13 protein-coding genes are annotated in these 14,680 nt (G+C 41.6%); 12 read left to right on the top strand and 1 reads right to left on the bottom strand.

Features of this window, described 5'->3' with window-relative positions; translation table 11 throughout:
* Positions 1-55: 55 nt before the first annotated feature.
* Positions 56-1,492, top strand: coding sequence for a sigma-54 dependent transcriptional regulator (locus PESP_RS12465; RefSeq protein WP_089348301.1), 1,437 nt, complete (start codon positions 56-58; stop codon positions 1,490-1,492).
* Positions 1,493-1,708: 216 nt separating this feature from the next.
* Here PESP_RS12465 and PESP_RS12460 read toward each other — a convergent pair whose 3' ends face one another.
* Positions 1,709-2,302 (bottom strand): DNA-3-methyladenine glycosylase I, encoded by a 594-nt coding sequence (locus PESP_RS12460; protein ID WP_089348300.1) that lies wholly within the window; start codon positions 2,300-2,302, stop codon positions 1,709-1,711.
* Between the two features lie 132 nt (positions 2,303-2,434).
* Here PESP_RS12460 and PESP_RS12455 point away from each other — a divergent pair, with 132 nt between their 5' ends.
* The 11 genes from PESP_RS12455 (at position 2,435) to fliM (ending at position 14,667) form a co-directional block, all read left to right on the top strand.
* The gene (locus tag PESP_RS12455) at positions 2,435-3,547 is read left to right on the top strand and encodes a sensor histidine kinase (RefSeq protein ID WP_089348299.1); all 1,113 of its coding nucleotides are present in this window, start codon (positions 2,435-2,437) and stop codon (positions 3,545-3,547) included.
* Positions 3,544-4,965: a sigma-54-dependent transcriptional regulator gene (locus tag PESP_RS12450; RefSeq protein ID WP_089348298.1), complete on the top strand. Its 1,422-nt coding sequence runs from the start codon at positions 3,544-3,546 to the stop codon at positions 4,963-4,965. Before PESP_RS12455 ends, PESP_RS12450 begins: the two co-directional genes overlap by 4 nt.
* A gap of 174 nt (positions 4,966-5,139) precedes the next feature.
* Positions 5,140-5,472, top strand: coding sequence for a flagellar hook-basal body complex protein FliE (gene fliE / locus PESP_RS12445; RefSeq protein WP_089348297.1), 333 nt, complete (start codon positions 5,140-5,142; stop codon positions 5,470-5,472).
* A 20-nt stretch (positions 5,473-5,492) separates the two neighbouring features.
* Positions 5,493-7,208 carry a flagellar basal-body MS-ring/collar protein FliF gene (gene fliF, locus PESP_RS12440; RefSeq protein ID WP_089348296.1) on the top strand — a complete coding sequence of 572 codons (1,716 nt, stop codon included), beginning with the start codon at positions 5,493-5,495 and terminating at the stop codon, positions 7,206-7,208.
* Positions 7,201-8,241, top strand: a complete 1,041-nt coding sequence (gene fliG, locus PESP_RS12435) for a flagellar motor switch protein FliG (protein ID WP_089348295.1) — start codon at positions 7,201-7,203, stop codon at positions 8,239-8,241. The genes fliF and fliG overlap by 8 nt, the downstream gene beginning before the upstream one ends.
* A 3-nt stretch (positions 8,242-8,244) precedes the next feature.
* Positions 8,245-9,051, top strand: coding sequence for a flagellar assembly protein FliH (gene fliH, locus PESP_RS12430; RefSeq protein WP_089348294.1), 807 nt, complete (start codon positions 8,245-8,247; stop codon positions 9,049-9,051).
* 18 nt (positions 9,052-9,069) lie between these two features.
* Complete coding sequence (gene fliI / locus PESP_RS12425) at positions 9,070-10,404, top strand: flagellar protein export ATPase FliI (RefSeq protein WP_089348293.1); 1,335 nt, start codon at positions 9,070-9,072, stop codon at positions 10,402-10,404.
* A complete protein-coding gene (fliJ, locus tag PESP_RS12420) occupies positions 10,404-10,850 on the top strand; it encodes a flagellar export protein FliJ (RefSeq protein WP_089348292.1) in 447 nt (148 codons plus the stop codon). Before fliI ends, fliJ begins: the two co-directional genes overlap by 1 nt.
* 91 nt (positions 10,851-10,941) lie before the next feature.
* The gene (locus PESP_RS12415; RefSeq protein ID WP_089348291.1) at positions 10,942-12,975 is read left to right on the top strand and encodes a flagellar hook-length control protein FliK; all 2,034 of its coding nucleotides are present in this window, start codon (positions 10,942-10,944) and stop codon (positions 12,973-12,975) included.
* Positions 12,976-13,032: 57 nt separating this feature from the next.
* Positions 13,033-13,566, top strand: a complete 534-nt coding sequence (gene fliL, locus PESP_RS12410) for a flagellar basal body-associated protein FliL (protein WP_089348290.1) — start codon at positions 13,033-13,035, stop codon at positions 13,564-13,566.
* Between the two features lie 9 nt (positions 13,567-13,575).
* Positions 13,576-14,667: a flagellar motor switch protein FliM gene (fliM, locus tag PESP_RS12405; RefSeq protein WP_089348289.1), complete on the top strand. Its 1,092-nt coding sequence runs from the start codon at positions 13,576-13,578 to the stop codon at positions 14,665-14,667.
* The last annotated feature ends 13 nt before the right edge of the window (positions 14,668-14,680 follow it).

The following is a 14,680-nucleotide window of genomic DNA, read 5'->3' as shown; positions in this document are numbered from 1 at the left end:
AACTCGCTTACAATTTAAATACTAATAGCTTGTTGTAACTGTGGTTCGCTGACTAATGATCTTGATTCTAGATAATAATAATAATCGTGCGATTGGTTTACATGCTTCACTGACATTTATTGGTGAAGCTGTTTTAAGCTTTGACGAGCAAAACTTCGAACAAGTATGCAATAAGTATCAACAACAAGAATGCATTGTAATTTTAGGTGCATTACAAAGCTTAGATCATGAAAGCTTAATTAAACGCTACCCAACCCTGCCTTTTTTATTAATCGGTGAAACACTTAAACCACTCCTTAGTATTGCAAATGTTGTCGGTTTAATTTGCGAGCCGTTTAATCACGAAGTAACCACACAGTTATTACACGATTGCCAGCAATATCAGCGTATGCTTCCTGGTAGTCACAAACACACTAAACCTCATAAAACATTTGATGGTTTAGTTGGCGAAACCGATGCTGTTAAAAATGTGCGTTTTTTAATAGAGCAAGTAGCTAAAACCGACGCGAACGTACTTATTTTAGGGGAGTCGGGGACGGGTAAAGAAGTGGTTGCGCGTAATGTACATTTATTATCTAAGCGTAATACTGGGCCGTTTGTACCAGTAAACTGTGGTGCCATACCCGGGGAACTGCTCGAAAGCGAGTTATTTGGGCATGAAAAAGGGGCGTTTACCGGCGCTATTTCGGCGCGAAAAGGGCGCTTTGAACTAGCTCAAGGCGGTACACTATTTTTAGATGAAATAGGTGATATGCCACTGCAAATGCAAGTTAAGCTACTTCGCGTACTGCAAGAGCGAAGTTATGAGCGAGTTGGCGGTACTAAAGCAATTCAAGCAGATGTGCGAGTTATAGCCGCTACTCACCGTAACCTTGAAGAAATGATTGAAAAAGGCAGCTTTAGAGAAGATTTATATTACCGTTTAAATGTGTTTCCTATAGAAAACCCATCACTTAATGAGCGTGCAGACGATATACCTTTATTACTTAAAGAGCTAATGCGCCGGGTAAACGAGCAAAGCGGTACGTCGGCAAAATTTACGGAGCGCGCGGTAGATAGCCTTAAAGAACATGCGTGGCCGGGCAATATACGTGAGCTTGCAAATTTAGTGGAACGTATGGTGATTATGTTCCCTGAAAAGGTGGTTGATGTACCTGATCTACCTAATAAATACCGTTATATTGATGTAGACGCTTACGAGCCAGAATACCCTGAAGAACTACTTGAAAAAGATGCGTTTAACGATATTTTCAGTACTGGCTTTAGCGATTATGACAACGAGCCAGAACCTGAATTTAACCAAGCTGGCTCAGGCGTATTACCAGAAGAGGGCATTGAGCTTAAAGATTATTTAGCCGAACTTGAAATAAGCTTAATTACCCAAGCACTTGAACGCTTTGATTATGTTGTGGCACGCGCTGCAGAAATATTAGGTGTAAGGCGCACAACACTCGTCGAAAAAATGAAAAAGTATAATCTTTCACGAGATTAGCAGCACGCTTCGCGTCTACAAGCTAAACGCAAAACTTAAACTTTGGCGGTAGACGCACAGCTTGCTCGCGTAAAAAGCGCAGCTTTTAATTACTTAAACGCGCATCTTAAAAAAGAGGGCAAATGAGAAACCACAATTAACTTATGCGTTACTTCTTTAAAGCGCAGCGTCTCTTATCCTCTTTGTGAACAAATCAGTTTTATGGTTATAAATCACTTATTCACCAAAAGCCTTAATAATTTCTTCTTTTCTAAAGCAATCATTACTGTGGTCGTTAACCATGCCGCAGGCCTGCATATGTGCGTAAACCGTTGTAGGCCCTAAAAACTTAAAGCCACGTTTTTTTAAATCCTTTGCAAACGCGGTAGAGGCCTCTGTTATTGCAGGGTAGTCATCTATGCTATTTAAATTGCTGATAATTGGCTTGTTGTTTACAAACTGCCATTGGTAATCACTAAAACTACCAAACTCTTTTTGAATTTCTATAAATCGGTTGGCGTTATTAACCGTTGCTGCAATTTTTAAACGGTTACGCACTATGCCTTCATCAAGCATGAGTCGCTCAATGTCATCAGCTGTAAATTTAGCTACTTTGTACACATCAAAATTAGCAAATGCTTTTTTATAGCCTTCACGCTTTTTTAAAATAGTGTACCAACTAAGCCCTGCTTGGGCCGACTCTAAGGTAATAAACTCAAATAGTTTAGTGTCATCATAAAGAGGTACACCCCATTCTTCATCATGGTAAATAACGTAATCTGGTTTAGTGGTATCGAGCCACGGGCAACGGCACTTTATTTGCTCTCCCATTATTATTCCTTTTCGTGTGCGTCATTTTTATGTCGCTTAAATTTAGTGTGTAACTTTATGAAAAATATATAAATAAAATTTGGTATAAATTGTGCATTTAGCTGTTTATCTACATCATGAAGAGATTTGATTATGGCCCTTGCAAGTGTACTTAAACCACAGTTTATTACTGCAAATCAGTATAACCCATGTTTACTCCAAGAAGAGTATATTGGTGAGTTAAGTGATTTAAGACAACAAGCAAGTTGGTTGTCGCACTTGGTTGATACCATGCCAGCAGGAGTCGTTGTACTTGATGGCAAAGGGTTAATTGCTAAGGCCAATCAAATAGCCATTGATATGCTTGGCGAGCCACTAGAAGGTGAAAAGTGGTTTAATATTATTCAACGCTCTTTTCGCCCGCATCAAGATGATGGGCACGAAGTATCTTTAAAAGATGGTCGCCTTATAAAACTTGATATAACTGCACTCGCTCCAGAGCCTGGTCAGCTTATATTAATGACCGATTTAACAGAAACCCGCCGTTTACAAAAGCGCGTTGCGCATATGCAACGTTTGAGTGCGCTTGGTAAAATGGTGGCATCGCTTGCTCATCAGGTACGTACACCGCTTTCTGCAGCTATGTTATATGCCGCAAATTTAGGCTCTAAAAAACTACCTGAAACATCGCGTGAAAACTTTCAAACTAAATTAATGTCGCGTTTAAAAGATTTAGAAACCCAAGTAAACGATATGCTGTTATTTGCTAAAAGTGGTGAGCAGCAAGTGGTTGAACAAGTGTCTATGCAGCAGCTTTTAAACGAGGTAAAGCTTGGCGCCGATGCAATGGTTGCATTAAATAATAGTGTGTTGAGCGTTGAATTACCTGAGCCAGATATTGAGATTACGGGTAATAAAACGGCTTTGGCCAGCGCTATTCAAAACCTTATTCATAACAGTATACAAATTATTGGTAGCCAAGCAGAAGTTACATTAAAAGCGCAACGAGATAATAACGAGCCCGATAGCGTTCGTATTAGCGTATGTGATAACGGCCCTGGGGTTGAAATAAGCCAAATAGAGAAAATTTTTGAACCGTTTTATACCACTAAAAGTCAAGGTACAGGGCTTGGACTTGCTGTTGTAAGTTCTGTGGCTAATGCGCATCAAGGACGTGTTGAAGTGGTTAATAATGCCAGTGGCGGGGCATGTTTTAGCTTGCTGCTGCCTATATGCACAACCTCAACGCAGGAGAAATCAGCATGAGCAATACAATACTAGTGGTTGAAGACGATGCCGGATTAAGAGAAGCACTAATAGACACATTAGAAATGTCAGGTATTGCATGTGTTGCCGCCGAAAGTGCTGAGCAAGCGATGGTGTTGTTAAAAAAATATGAATTTTCGTTAGTGGTCAGCGACGTACAAATGGGCGCTATGAGTGGCTTAGATTTACTCAGAAGTATTAAGCTTAACTACCCAGAGCTGCCGGTACTTATGATGACAGCCTATGCAACGATTGACGATGCGGTAGAGGCTATGCGCTTAGGTGCAATAGATTATATGGCAAAACCATTTGCCCCTGAAGTGCTACTAAATATGGTCAGCCGTTACCTACCAGAAAAGCCAAAAGAGACCGACGGCCCTATCGTTGCCGACCCAAGTAGCATTCAATTATTAGAGCTTGCAAGCAAAGTGGCACGCTCAGATGCAAGTGTTATGGTGTTAGGCCCTAGTGGCTCAGGTAAGGAAGTACTTGCGCGTTATATTCATGATAAATCAAGCCGCTGCGATGCTCCATTTGTTGCAATAAATTGTGCTGCAATACCAGAGAACATGCTTGAGGCAACCTTATTTGGCTATGAAAAAGGTGCTTTTACTGGAGCAATACAAGCATGCCCTGGTAAGTTTGAACAAGCACAAGGCGGCACTATTTTACTTGATGAAATAACCGAAATGGACTTAGGTCTTCAAGCTAAATTGTTACGCGTATTACAAGAGCGCGAAGTAGAGCGCTTAGGTGCGCGCAAAACAATTTCGCTTGATGTACGTGTTCTTGCCACCAGTAACCGTGACTTAAAAGAAGCCGTGGCTGAAAATCAATTTAGAGAAGATTTGTATTACCGCTTAAACGTGTTTCCGCTTATGTGGCGACCGCTGTGTGAGCGCCCTGGCGATATAATTGTATTAGCTAAGCATTTAATTGAGCGCCATTTAGCTAAGAGTAAAGAGCCTTTAGCAAAACTAGATGCCAGCGCCGAGCAAAAGCTGCTTAGCCATGCTTGGCCAGGTAATGTGCGTGAGCTTGATAATGTGATTCAACGTGCACTTATATTACGAACAGGCAATATAATTAGCGAGCACGCTATTTTTATTGAAAACCTAATGGATACACAGTGCTTGCCCAAGCCATTAGATGCACCTGCTGATCAAACTCAGTCGCAAAGCAGTGCTTATTATGATGATAAAATCACTCCAAGCGAGGCGTCGGCGCCGCTACCAAGTCCAGATACAGGTAGCTACAAAGACGAGTTAAAAGACAAAGAACATAAAATTATTTTAGAAACCTTGGCTCGCTGCCAAGGCAAGCGTAAAGATGTTGCACAAACACTTGGCATAAGCCCGCGTACGCTGCGTTATAAGTTAGCTCAAATGCGCGACTTAGGTATTTCACTTCCCGCTTAAACTTAGCTAGACCCACCTTAAATAACCCTAAACTAACTTTGCTTAGTTTAGGGTTGTCAAATCTCTGACTCATCTAAATTAAAGTTAACCTGTTGTAATAAAAGGTTTATTTATATGGCACAGTTTGTGCTTTATAACTACTAAGAACGTTAACTGTATTTGCCAGAGAAAATTATGAAAATTCAAAACAGTGCTTTATTCCAAGAAATGCAATCTATGGCTTTAGAAGCCGGCCAATCAAATCAGGTTAATAAGCTACCAACGCAAGCTCAACCTACTTCAAGTGCACAATTTGGTGATTTACTCAGTGATGCAATCAATACGGTGAGCGGCCTGCAGCAAGATGCGAAAGAAAAAGTAGTCGCGGTAGAAATGGGTGATAGAAGTGTATCGCTTGCTGAGGCCATGATTGCCTCACAAAAATCTTCAGTCGCGTTTGAGGCAACTGTTCAAGTTAGAAATAAACTTGTTGAGTCATACCAAGAAATTATGAACATGCCTGTTTAACTAGGTAGTGGAGAATTATTGTGGCGCAAACTAATCAATCAACAGATCTTGCTCTTGCTGGCGGCGGTATAGACCAAAGCAGTGACACCGAGCAACAAGAACAAAAGTCGGGCTATTTAAGCGCCTTAAACGGGGTTGATGTGCTTCGCCAAGTAACCCTTATTATTGCTTTAGCTATTTGTTTAGCAATTGCTATATTTGTGATTATTTGGGCACGCCAACCAGATATGCGCCCACTTGGTAAAATGCCTACCGAAGAGCTAATTCAAACACTTGATTTTTTAGATGCGCAAAAAATTGAATATGAGCTAGATGGTAATGTTATTTCGGTTGATGAAAGCGAATACCAAAATATAAAACTACTCATGGCCCGAGAAGGGTTAGAGCAAGGCCCTACATCTGGTACCGATATTATAATGCAAGATATGGGCTTTGGTGTGAGCCAACGCTTAGAGCGTGAGCGTTTAAAGCACGGCCGCGAGCAACAATTAGCACGCACCATTGAAGAGTTAAATAATGTCACTCGCGCCAAAGTATTATTAGCTATTCCTAAAGAAAACGTATTTGCACGCAGAGAGAAAAAACCATCAGCCACAGTGGTACTTACTCTTAAACGTGGGCGTTCGCTTGATGGCGAAGAAATAGATTCAGTAGTTGATATGGTTGCCTCTGCAGTACAAGGCTTAGAGCCTTCAAAGGTAACAGTAACAGATCAAAATGGCCGTTTACTTAATTCTGGCTCACAAGACTCATTAGCAGCACGCTCTCGTAAAGAGTACGATATAGAACGCAAGCGTGAGCAAGAATACCTAGAAAAAATAGACAGCATAATGATACCTGTAGTGGGCTTGGGTAACTACACAGCACAAGTTGATTTAAACATGGACTTTAGCTCGGTAGAAGAAACACAAAAACGCTACAACCCAGACCTACCAGCAGTTAGAAGTGAAACCACGTTTGAAGAAAACAATATAGGTGGCTTAGCGGTAGGTATTCCTGGTGCTTTAACTAACCAGCCGCCGGTTAACTCTACAATTCCAGAAGTCGCAGGACAAGGCGGAGCGGGTACGGCAACTACACCTAGTCGCGTGCACAAAGAAGCTACGCGTAACTTTGAACTCGATACTACGATTTCTCACAAGCGCCAACAAACCGGAGTTATTCGCAGAATTAGCGTATCGGTAGCTGTTGACTACGTACCTAAAGCAGGTGAAAACGGCGAAACAACCATGGCGCCACGCTCAGTTGAGGCACTGTCAAATATTCGTCGTTTATTACAAGGCGGTGTTGGGTTTGATATGCAACGAGGTGATGCACTTGAGGTTGTAACTGTTCCCTTCGTACGTGAAGCCGTGGACTTAGACATAGAAGTGCCGCTTTGGGAACAAGACTGGTTTATGAAAATCATTCGCTTAGTATTAGGTGCGCTGGTAATTATTGTTCTAATAATGGCGGTAGTTAAACCAATGCTCAAACGCTTAATCTACCCAGACGACACGCTTGAAGAGTACGACGAAGACGCACTAAGCTCAGGTGTTGATATTGGCGATAGTACGCTTGATATGCTAAATAAAGACTTTGATTCTGCTTCTGTTGGCTTCTCAAGCGATGGTACACTACAACTGCCAGACTTACATGGCGACGAAGACTTATTAAAAGCTGTTCGTGCCCTTGTAGCTAACGAACCAGAACTATCATCACAAGTAGTGAAAGCGTGGTTAACAGAAGATGACTGATCAAGAACAAAAACAACTCCCGCCAGCATTTGATGTTGATAAGCTAGACGGTGTAGATAAAGCAGCTATTCTTCTTCTGAGCCTTTCAGAAGAAGATGCCGCCCAAATACTTAAACATTTAGAGCCAAAGCAAGTGCAAAAAGTGGGTATGGCTATGGCCGCCTTAGATGACTTGTCTCAATCTAAAATAAGCGCTGTACACAATCTATTTATAGAGCAGATTCAAAGCTTTAGTACAATAGGTTTTCAATCTGAAGACTTTATTAAAAAAGCACTTACCGCAGCTCTTGGTGAAGATAAAGCAGCCAGCCTTATTGACCAAATTGTTATGGGATCTGGCGCTAAAGGTTTGGACTCGCTTAAATGGATGGACTCAAAGCAAGTTGCAAATATTATTCGTAATGAGCACCCGCAAATTCAAACCATTGTTTTATCGTACTTAGAGCCTGAGCAATCGGCAGAAATACTGGCGCAATTTCCTGAAAAAGTGCGTTTAGATTTAACAATGCGAATTGCCAACCTTGAAGAAGTTCAGCCTGCTGCACTGCAAGAACTTAACGAAATTATGGAAAAACAATTTGCCGGCCAAGCAGGCGCGCAAGCAGCTAAAATGGGTGGCTTAAAAGCTGCGGCAGATATTATGAACTACCTAGATACCAATGTAGAAGGGCAGTTAATGGACTCAATCCGTGAGCACGACGAAGAAATGTCACAACAAATTCAAGATCTTATGTTTGTATTTGAAAACCTCATGGATGTGGAAGACCGCGGTATTCAAGCTATATTACGTGAAGTGCAGCAAGATGTACTTATGAAAGCTATTAAAGGCACCGATGAAGCACTTAAAGACAAAATTTTGGGCAATATGTCTAAACGTGCCGCTGAAATGCTAGCTGATGATTTAGAGGCAATGGCGCCTGTACGTATTAGCGAAGTTGAAGCAGCGCAAAAAGAAATCCTCTCTACTGCTCGTAGGCTCTCTGACTCTGGTGAGATACAGCTCGGCGGCGGTGGCGGCGAGGAGTTCTTGTAAGCTATGTCTAAGTTAAAAGGACGCCCATTACATGCGGATGAAGCCGATGAGCTTTTAAAAAATTGGCCTATTCCTGATGTAGCACCCGATGAGCAAAGTTTTGGTAATCGCTCTACCGCGTTTGGTACTCCTCTTTCTGAGCTTTATAAAAAAGAAGTAGAGCAGCAACCAACAGAGGATGAACCTCAAGAACCAGAGTTACCATCACTAACAATGGCTGAGCTTGAGCGTATTAGGCAAGATGCCTATGAAGAAGGCTTAAAGCAAGGCCATGAACAAGGCTACATAGATGGCTTTGAAAAAGGGGTAGGTGAGGGTAAAGAAGCTGGCTATAAAGAAGGTGTTGAACTTGGTAAAACGCAAGGCCAAGAAGACGTAAAACCACTGATTGAAGAGCAATTAACGAGCTTACGAAGCGTGCTTGAAAACCTTACCACACCACTTAATAAAGTGGACGAGCAAGCAGAAAAACACTTAGTGCAACTAGCTGTTATGCTTGCTGAGGCCATTATATACCAAGAAGTAAAAACATCGCCCGATGTTATTTTACACACATTAAAGCAAAGCATTGATGCGCTTAATGCTGAGCAAGAAAAAGTACGCATACATTTAAACCCAGATGATCTAGCGCTCATAAAAGAAAGTTATGGCGAACAAACTATTGCTGATAACAATTGGCAACTTATTGCAGAGCCGACTTTAGAGCGTGGCGGATGCGAAGTTAAAACACAGCAGTCGTCATTAGACATGACCTTAAAAACACGTGTCAAAGAAACGTTGGATAGCTTTTTGCATAATAGCGGTATCTAACTATTTTTGTGGCGTGTTATGGCAGCTCAACGTGCACCCTTAAGCGAACGCTTAAATCAGTATCAACAACATATTAGCGCATTTAAACCTGCTGTAGCGGGTATTTTAACTCGTGTAGTAGGGCTTACGCTTGAGGCGAAAGGTTTGCGCGCGCCTGTAGGTAGTCAATGTAAAATAGAGACTATGTCGGGCTTTGTTGATGCCGAGGTAGTTGGCTTTAGCGATCAAACACTTTACTTAATGCCAAACGATCATATCTCGGGTGTACTGCCTGGGGCACGTGTAATACCACAAGTAAATGATACAGGTTTACCGGTGGGCATGAACCTGCTTGGTCGCGTTGTTGATGGCTTAGGCCGCCCACTCGATGGGCTCGGAAAAATTAATGCCGAGCACTATTTAAAATTTGCTCAAAATCCTATAAATCCCCTTGCAAGAAGACCAATAAGCCAGCCTATGGATGTTGGAGTGCGCGCAATAAACTCTGTAATTACAGTAGGCCAAGGCCAGCGCATGGGCTTGTTTGCAGGCTCGGGTGTTGGTAAATCGGTATTGTTAGGAATGATGACCCGCGGCAGCGAAGCCGATGTCATTGTTGTTGGCCTAGTTGGCGAACGTGGCCGTGAGGTAAAAGAGTTTATAGAAGAAATACTCGGCGTAGAGGGGCGTAAACGCTCGGTTGTGGTTGCAGCGCCTGCGGATGCGTCACCCCTTATGCGCTTAAAAGGCTGCGAAAGCGCAGTGACGATTGCAGAGTATTTTCGTGATCAAGGTTTAAATGTACTACTTTTGCTTGATTCGGTTACACGTTATGCCATGGCGCAACGCGAAATTGCACTTGCGGTAGGCGAACCACCTGCAACAAAGGGTTACCCGCCTTCAGTATTTGCTAAATTACCCGCGCTGGTGGAACGAGCTGGTAACGGTGGAGAAGGCCAAGGATCAATTACCGCATTTTTTACTGTATTAAGTGAAGGCGATGATATGCAAGACCCAATTGCTGATGCTGCGCGTGCTATTTTAGATGGCCATATTGTGCTCTCGCGAGATTTAGCCGATAGCGGTCATTACCCTGCGATTGATATTGAAAAATCTATATCGCGTGTTATGCCACAGGTTGTATCTGAGCCGCACATGCAACAGGCACGAGTTTTAAAACAAGTGTATTCAATGTATCAACAAAACAAAGATATGATCACCCTTGGTGCTTATCAAAAGGGGGCTGATCAAATGCTAGACCAAGCTATTAATATGATGCCCAGAGTAAATGCCTTTTTACAACAAGGTATGCGTGATGTTATTAGTTACGATGATGGCTTGCATGGCCTTGCACAGCTATTAGGGCAAGCATAATGGCTAAAAATAAGCTCGATTTACTGCTAAAGCTCGAGAACGATAAAGAAGAAAATTTGCGTATGAGTTACCTGCAAGCAAATCAAAACTTTCAGGCAAACCAACAAAAGTTACAAGGGCTAAATAACTTTAGGCTTGAGTATTCTCAACAATTACACGTTAAGGGTAAATCTGGTTTATCAAGTGCGGGGTTTGGCCAGTACCATGCGTTTATAGCTAAAATAGAAGAAGCAATTCGTCAACAAGCGAGTACCGTAAATACTGCTAAACAGGTTGTATCGCAGCGCAAAGCCTTATGGTTAAAGCAGCAAGTAAAAGCAAAAGCTGTGGCTAAGTTAATTGAAAAACAAAACTTAAAAGCGGCAGCGTTATTGGCAAAAAGCGAGCAAAAAATGCTAGATGAATTTTCAGCTAATCAATTTTTTCAGCGCCGTAAAAGCTTATAAAAAATGGCGCGTTTATTGCTTTGCTAGCATGTGGTATTTAATTTTAGGCAAATTGCGGTGGCAACTTGCCGCAGTGATCTGTAGGTGAATTATGGCGATAAACGATATATCGATAGCAGCAACAGCTGAGAAAGACTCTTTTTTAGCATTTAAAGACAGCGACTTATCTACAGATAAAGCATCTAAAACGCTTTTTTTAAGCCAGCTACAAGATGCTGATAAATCACATATGGCAGAAACTTCGTCAAATGCTAATACTCAGCAAAGCTTAATAGCTTTAGAAGGCGCTGAGGATGAAGCACACAATCAGGATGCAGAAAAATCAACTCATTCAGAGCTTGAAAATAGCGACGTGTTAACCGGCGATAGTGTTTTAGCGCAAATAAATTCTTCACAAGCATTAGATGTAAGTGTTAAAAAACATGGCTACATAGAGGAAAATACTCAGCCAAGTAAGCAAGCTTTAACACCGGCCGCGGTTATGGATTCTCAAGGTGATAAAACAACCACTTCTGAAACTTTAACTGATGAAGACGCACAGCGCTTAAATAGCGCCACAAGTGATGTTTCTCTAATTAAAAACAGCTCACTCAAAAGTGCGTTAGTAACTTCTGAGGTGCAGTTACCAGTCAGTGGTGCGGCAAACGCCAAAACGATTAGTGAGTCACCTAAAAATGAGCTAAAAGAGAGAACCTTAACCGATACAAGTACATCGAAAACGCCAATAGCTCAGGCTGTAAATGCGCAGCTAAACACTGCAGTCAATGCTGCTGAATCTAAGGCCGACCTAGCTGCGCTTGGCAGCGAAGCAGCTTCTCAAGCACAAGAGTCGTTAACTGTTAGCGACGGAGAAATTGAACAGTTAGTAAAAGAGCTTTCGCTTACTGCATCTGATTCTAAACAATCAATGGCACAGACATCGCTTACAACAACGTCTAAGCTTTTTAGCTCACTAACCGATGATCAGCGCGCGCAATTAAACTTAAAAATTGAAACACTAAGCAATGACGGCTTAACGCCTAAAAGTAATAGTAGCATTGACTCGATTAAACAATTATTGAATGAGTTTGCAGTACAAAATAAAGAGACTGCCACCTCAGAAGAACCCACCATTCAATTGCAGTTAAAAACATTAAGCAGTACTGAAAAGCAAGCATTACTAAATCAATTAAATAATTATGTGAGTGCAGAGCAGCCTAGTGGAAAAACGCTTGATAAGGTGAATGAATCAATAAAAGATTTACAGGCTTTAATTGAGGCTGAGCCAAACCAAAGCAAAGTTTTACCAGCCGCGAGTAATACAAGCTCGATTTTAAAAGCAGAGCAAAGTAATGGCTCTACAGTGGCTAACAGCATTAGTTCATCTGTTAATAGCGATGCGCAATCGAGCGTTAAATTGCAGAGCCTGCAAACATCTGATGTAAGCATTGATGATTTTGATGCATTAAATAAAGAGCTACAGCAGCAAAGCCTTGCAAAAGAGTCTAATTCGCAGGCTGCATTGCCGCGGGTAGCTCAAGTATTTTCATTAATAATGAATGGGCTAAATAGCACTCAAGAGCAAATAAATACACAGTACGACAGTTTAAGCTATGAGCAATCAATAATTGAAAACCAAGCGTTACAATCACAACAGTTACAAACAAATAGTGCTCAAGTTAAGCAAGTAAATATTGATGCAAGCATGATGCAAGCTATTAATATTGTGAAAAGTGATGCAGCTAAAATGCTTCAAGAGCGCGTATCTTCTATGTTGAGTATTAGTAACAAAGAAGCTGAGATTCGCCTAGACCCACCAGAAATGGGCAGTATGCAAATTCGTATTAGAAGCGATGCAGAGCAGGCGCAAATAAACTTTGTAGTGCAAAACCAGCAAGCCAAAGAAGCGCTAGAGCAATCAATGCCACGTTTGCGTGAAATGTTAGCAGAGCAGGGGATTGATTTAGGTGAAAGCTCAATTTCATATGGCCAATCAAGTGGCGATGAAAATGAGCAAAATGCTGAACATTCGCAAGAACAAATGGCGAATAAAAATACCGAGCAGGATAAAAATGATGAGCTTGTTGGCGCTAACTTGCAAAGTTCTCGACAACAAACTTCATCATCAATAGATTACTATGCCTAAGTGCTGCTATTATAATAAGTAAAACAAGCAAGTACCTTTGCTAAAAAAGGAATCACGATGGCCGAAGAAACAAGTTTAGAAATAGAAGAAACTGGCAAAAGTAAAAAAAAGCTAATAATTATTATAGTTGCAGTTTTACTTGTTGTTGGCGCAGGGGCAGGCTACTTTTTTATGTCGGGCTCAGACGCTCCCGTAGAAACTCTTGATGAAGAAACCACAACCGCTGAGCAAAGTGATGCAGCTGAGCCTGCTGGTTCATCGGCTCAAATAGGCAGCGCGCTTTATGTTGCTATGCCAAGACCATTTGTATTCAATGTACCAGGCTCTAGTAGAGATAGAATTGTTCAAATTAAAGTGCAGTTACTTGTTCGTGGTGATGTTAACGAAGAAACAGCAAAAAAACATATTCCGTTAATTGAAGGCACTTTGTTAAGCGTGTTTTCAACCACAACAGCCGACGAACTAAGCACAAGTGCCGGCAAAGAAACATTGCGTTTTACTGCGCTTGAAAAAGTACAAGCAGCGCTAAATGATGTTGAAGGCACCAAAGTAATTGAGCGGGTATTGTTTACCGGCTTTGTAATGCAATAAGGGGTTAGCGTGAGCGATTTATTATCCCAAGACGAAATCGATGCGTTATTACACGGCGTTGATGAAGTTGAAGAGGAAGATATACACGAAGGTGAAGACGGCGGAGGCAGTACGCTACAGTACGACTTTTCTTCGCAAGATCGGATCGTGCGTGGTCGCATGCCGACCCTCGAAATTGTTAATGAGCGCTTTGCCCGTCATATGCGAATTAGCTTATTTAACATGATGCGCCGCACCGCAGAGGTGTCTATTAACGGCGTACAAATGATTAAATTTGGCGAATATATACATACCTTGTTCGTGCCAACGAGTTTAAACATGGTGCGTTTTAGACCTCTCAAAGGCACAGGCTTAATTACCATGGAAGCACGCCTAGTGTTTATTTTGGTAGATAACTTTTTTGGTGGTGACGGGCGTTACCATGCAAAAATAGAAGGCCGCGAATTTACACCCACCGAACGCCGTATAGTCCAAATGCTACTTAAAATAATTTTTGAAGATTATAAAGAAGCATGGGCTCCGGTAATGGATGTATCGTTTGAGTATCTCGATTCTGAAGTAAACCCTGCCATGGCAAACATTGTTAGCCCTACGGAAGTTGTGGTTATAAGCTCTTTTCATATTGAGCTTGATGGTGGCGGTGGTGACTTCCATATCGCGCTTCCGTATTCAATGCTTGAGCCAATACGAGAGCTGCTTGATGCGGGTGTGCAATCAGATACAGAAGATACTGATTTACGTTGGAGTAAAGCACTGCGTGATGAAATTATGGATGTTGAGGTTGATATGTCGACCCAACTTCTTGAAGTAGACTTGTCTCTTAAGCAAATAATGGAGCTTAAGGCGGGCGATATTATTCCGGTAGAGATGCCTGAGCATATAACCGTATTTGTTGAAGAACTTCCGACATTTAGAGCTAAAATGGGTCGCTCACGGGATAATGTTGCATTACAAATTAGTGAAAAAATTAAACGTCCTGATTCAGTTAAGTCTGAGCTGCATGTGTTTACGAAAGGCGGCAAGAAAATTGATTCAGATGCAGAATTAGCAGAACTAGAAGATGATTTACACCTTTCTGACGGTGTAGACTTAGACTGGTAATTAATTAAAAGGT

This window comes from Pseudoalteromonas espejiana DSM 9414 (assembly GCF_002221525.1).
GTDB lineage: Bacteria > Pseudomonadota > Gammaproteobacteria > Enterobacterales > Alteromonadaceae > Pseudoalteromonas > Pseudoalteromonas espejiana.
The sequence above is the reverse complement of the archived record's forward strand: the minus strand, read 5'-3'. Positions and strand labels throughout refer to the sequence as shown.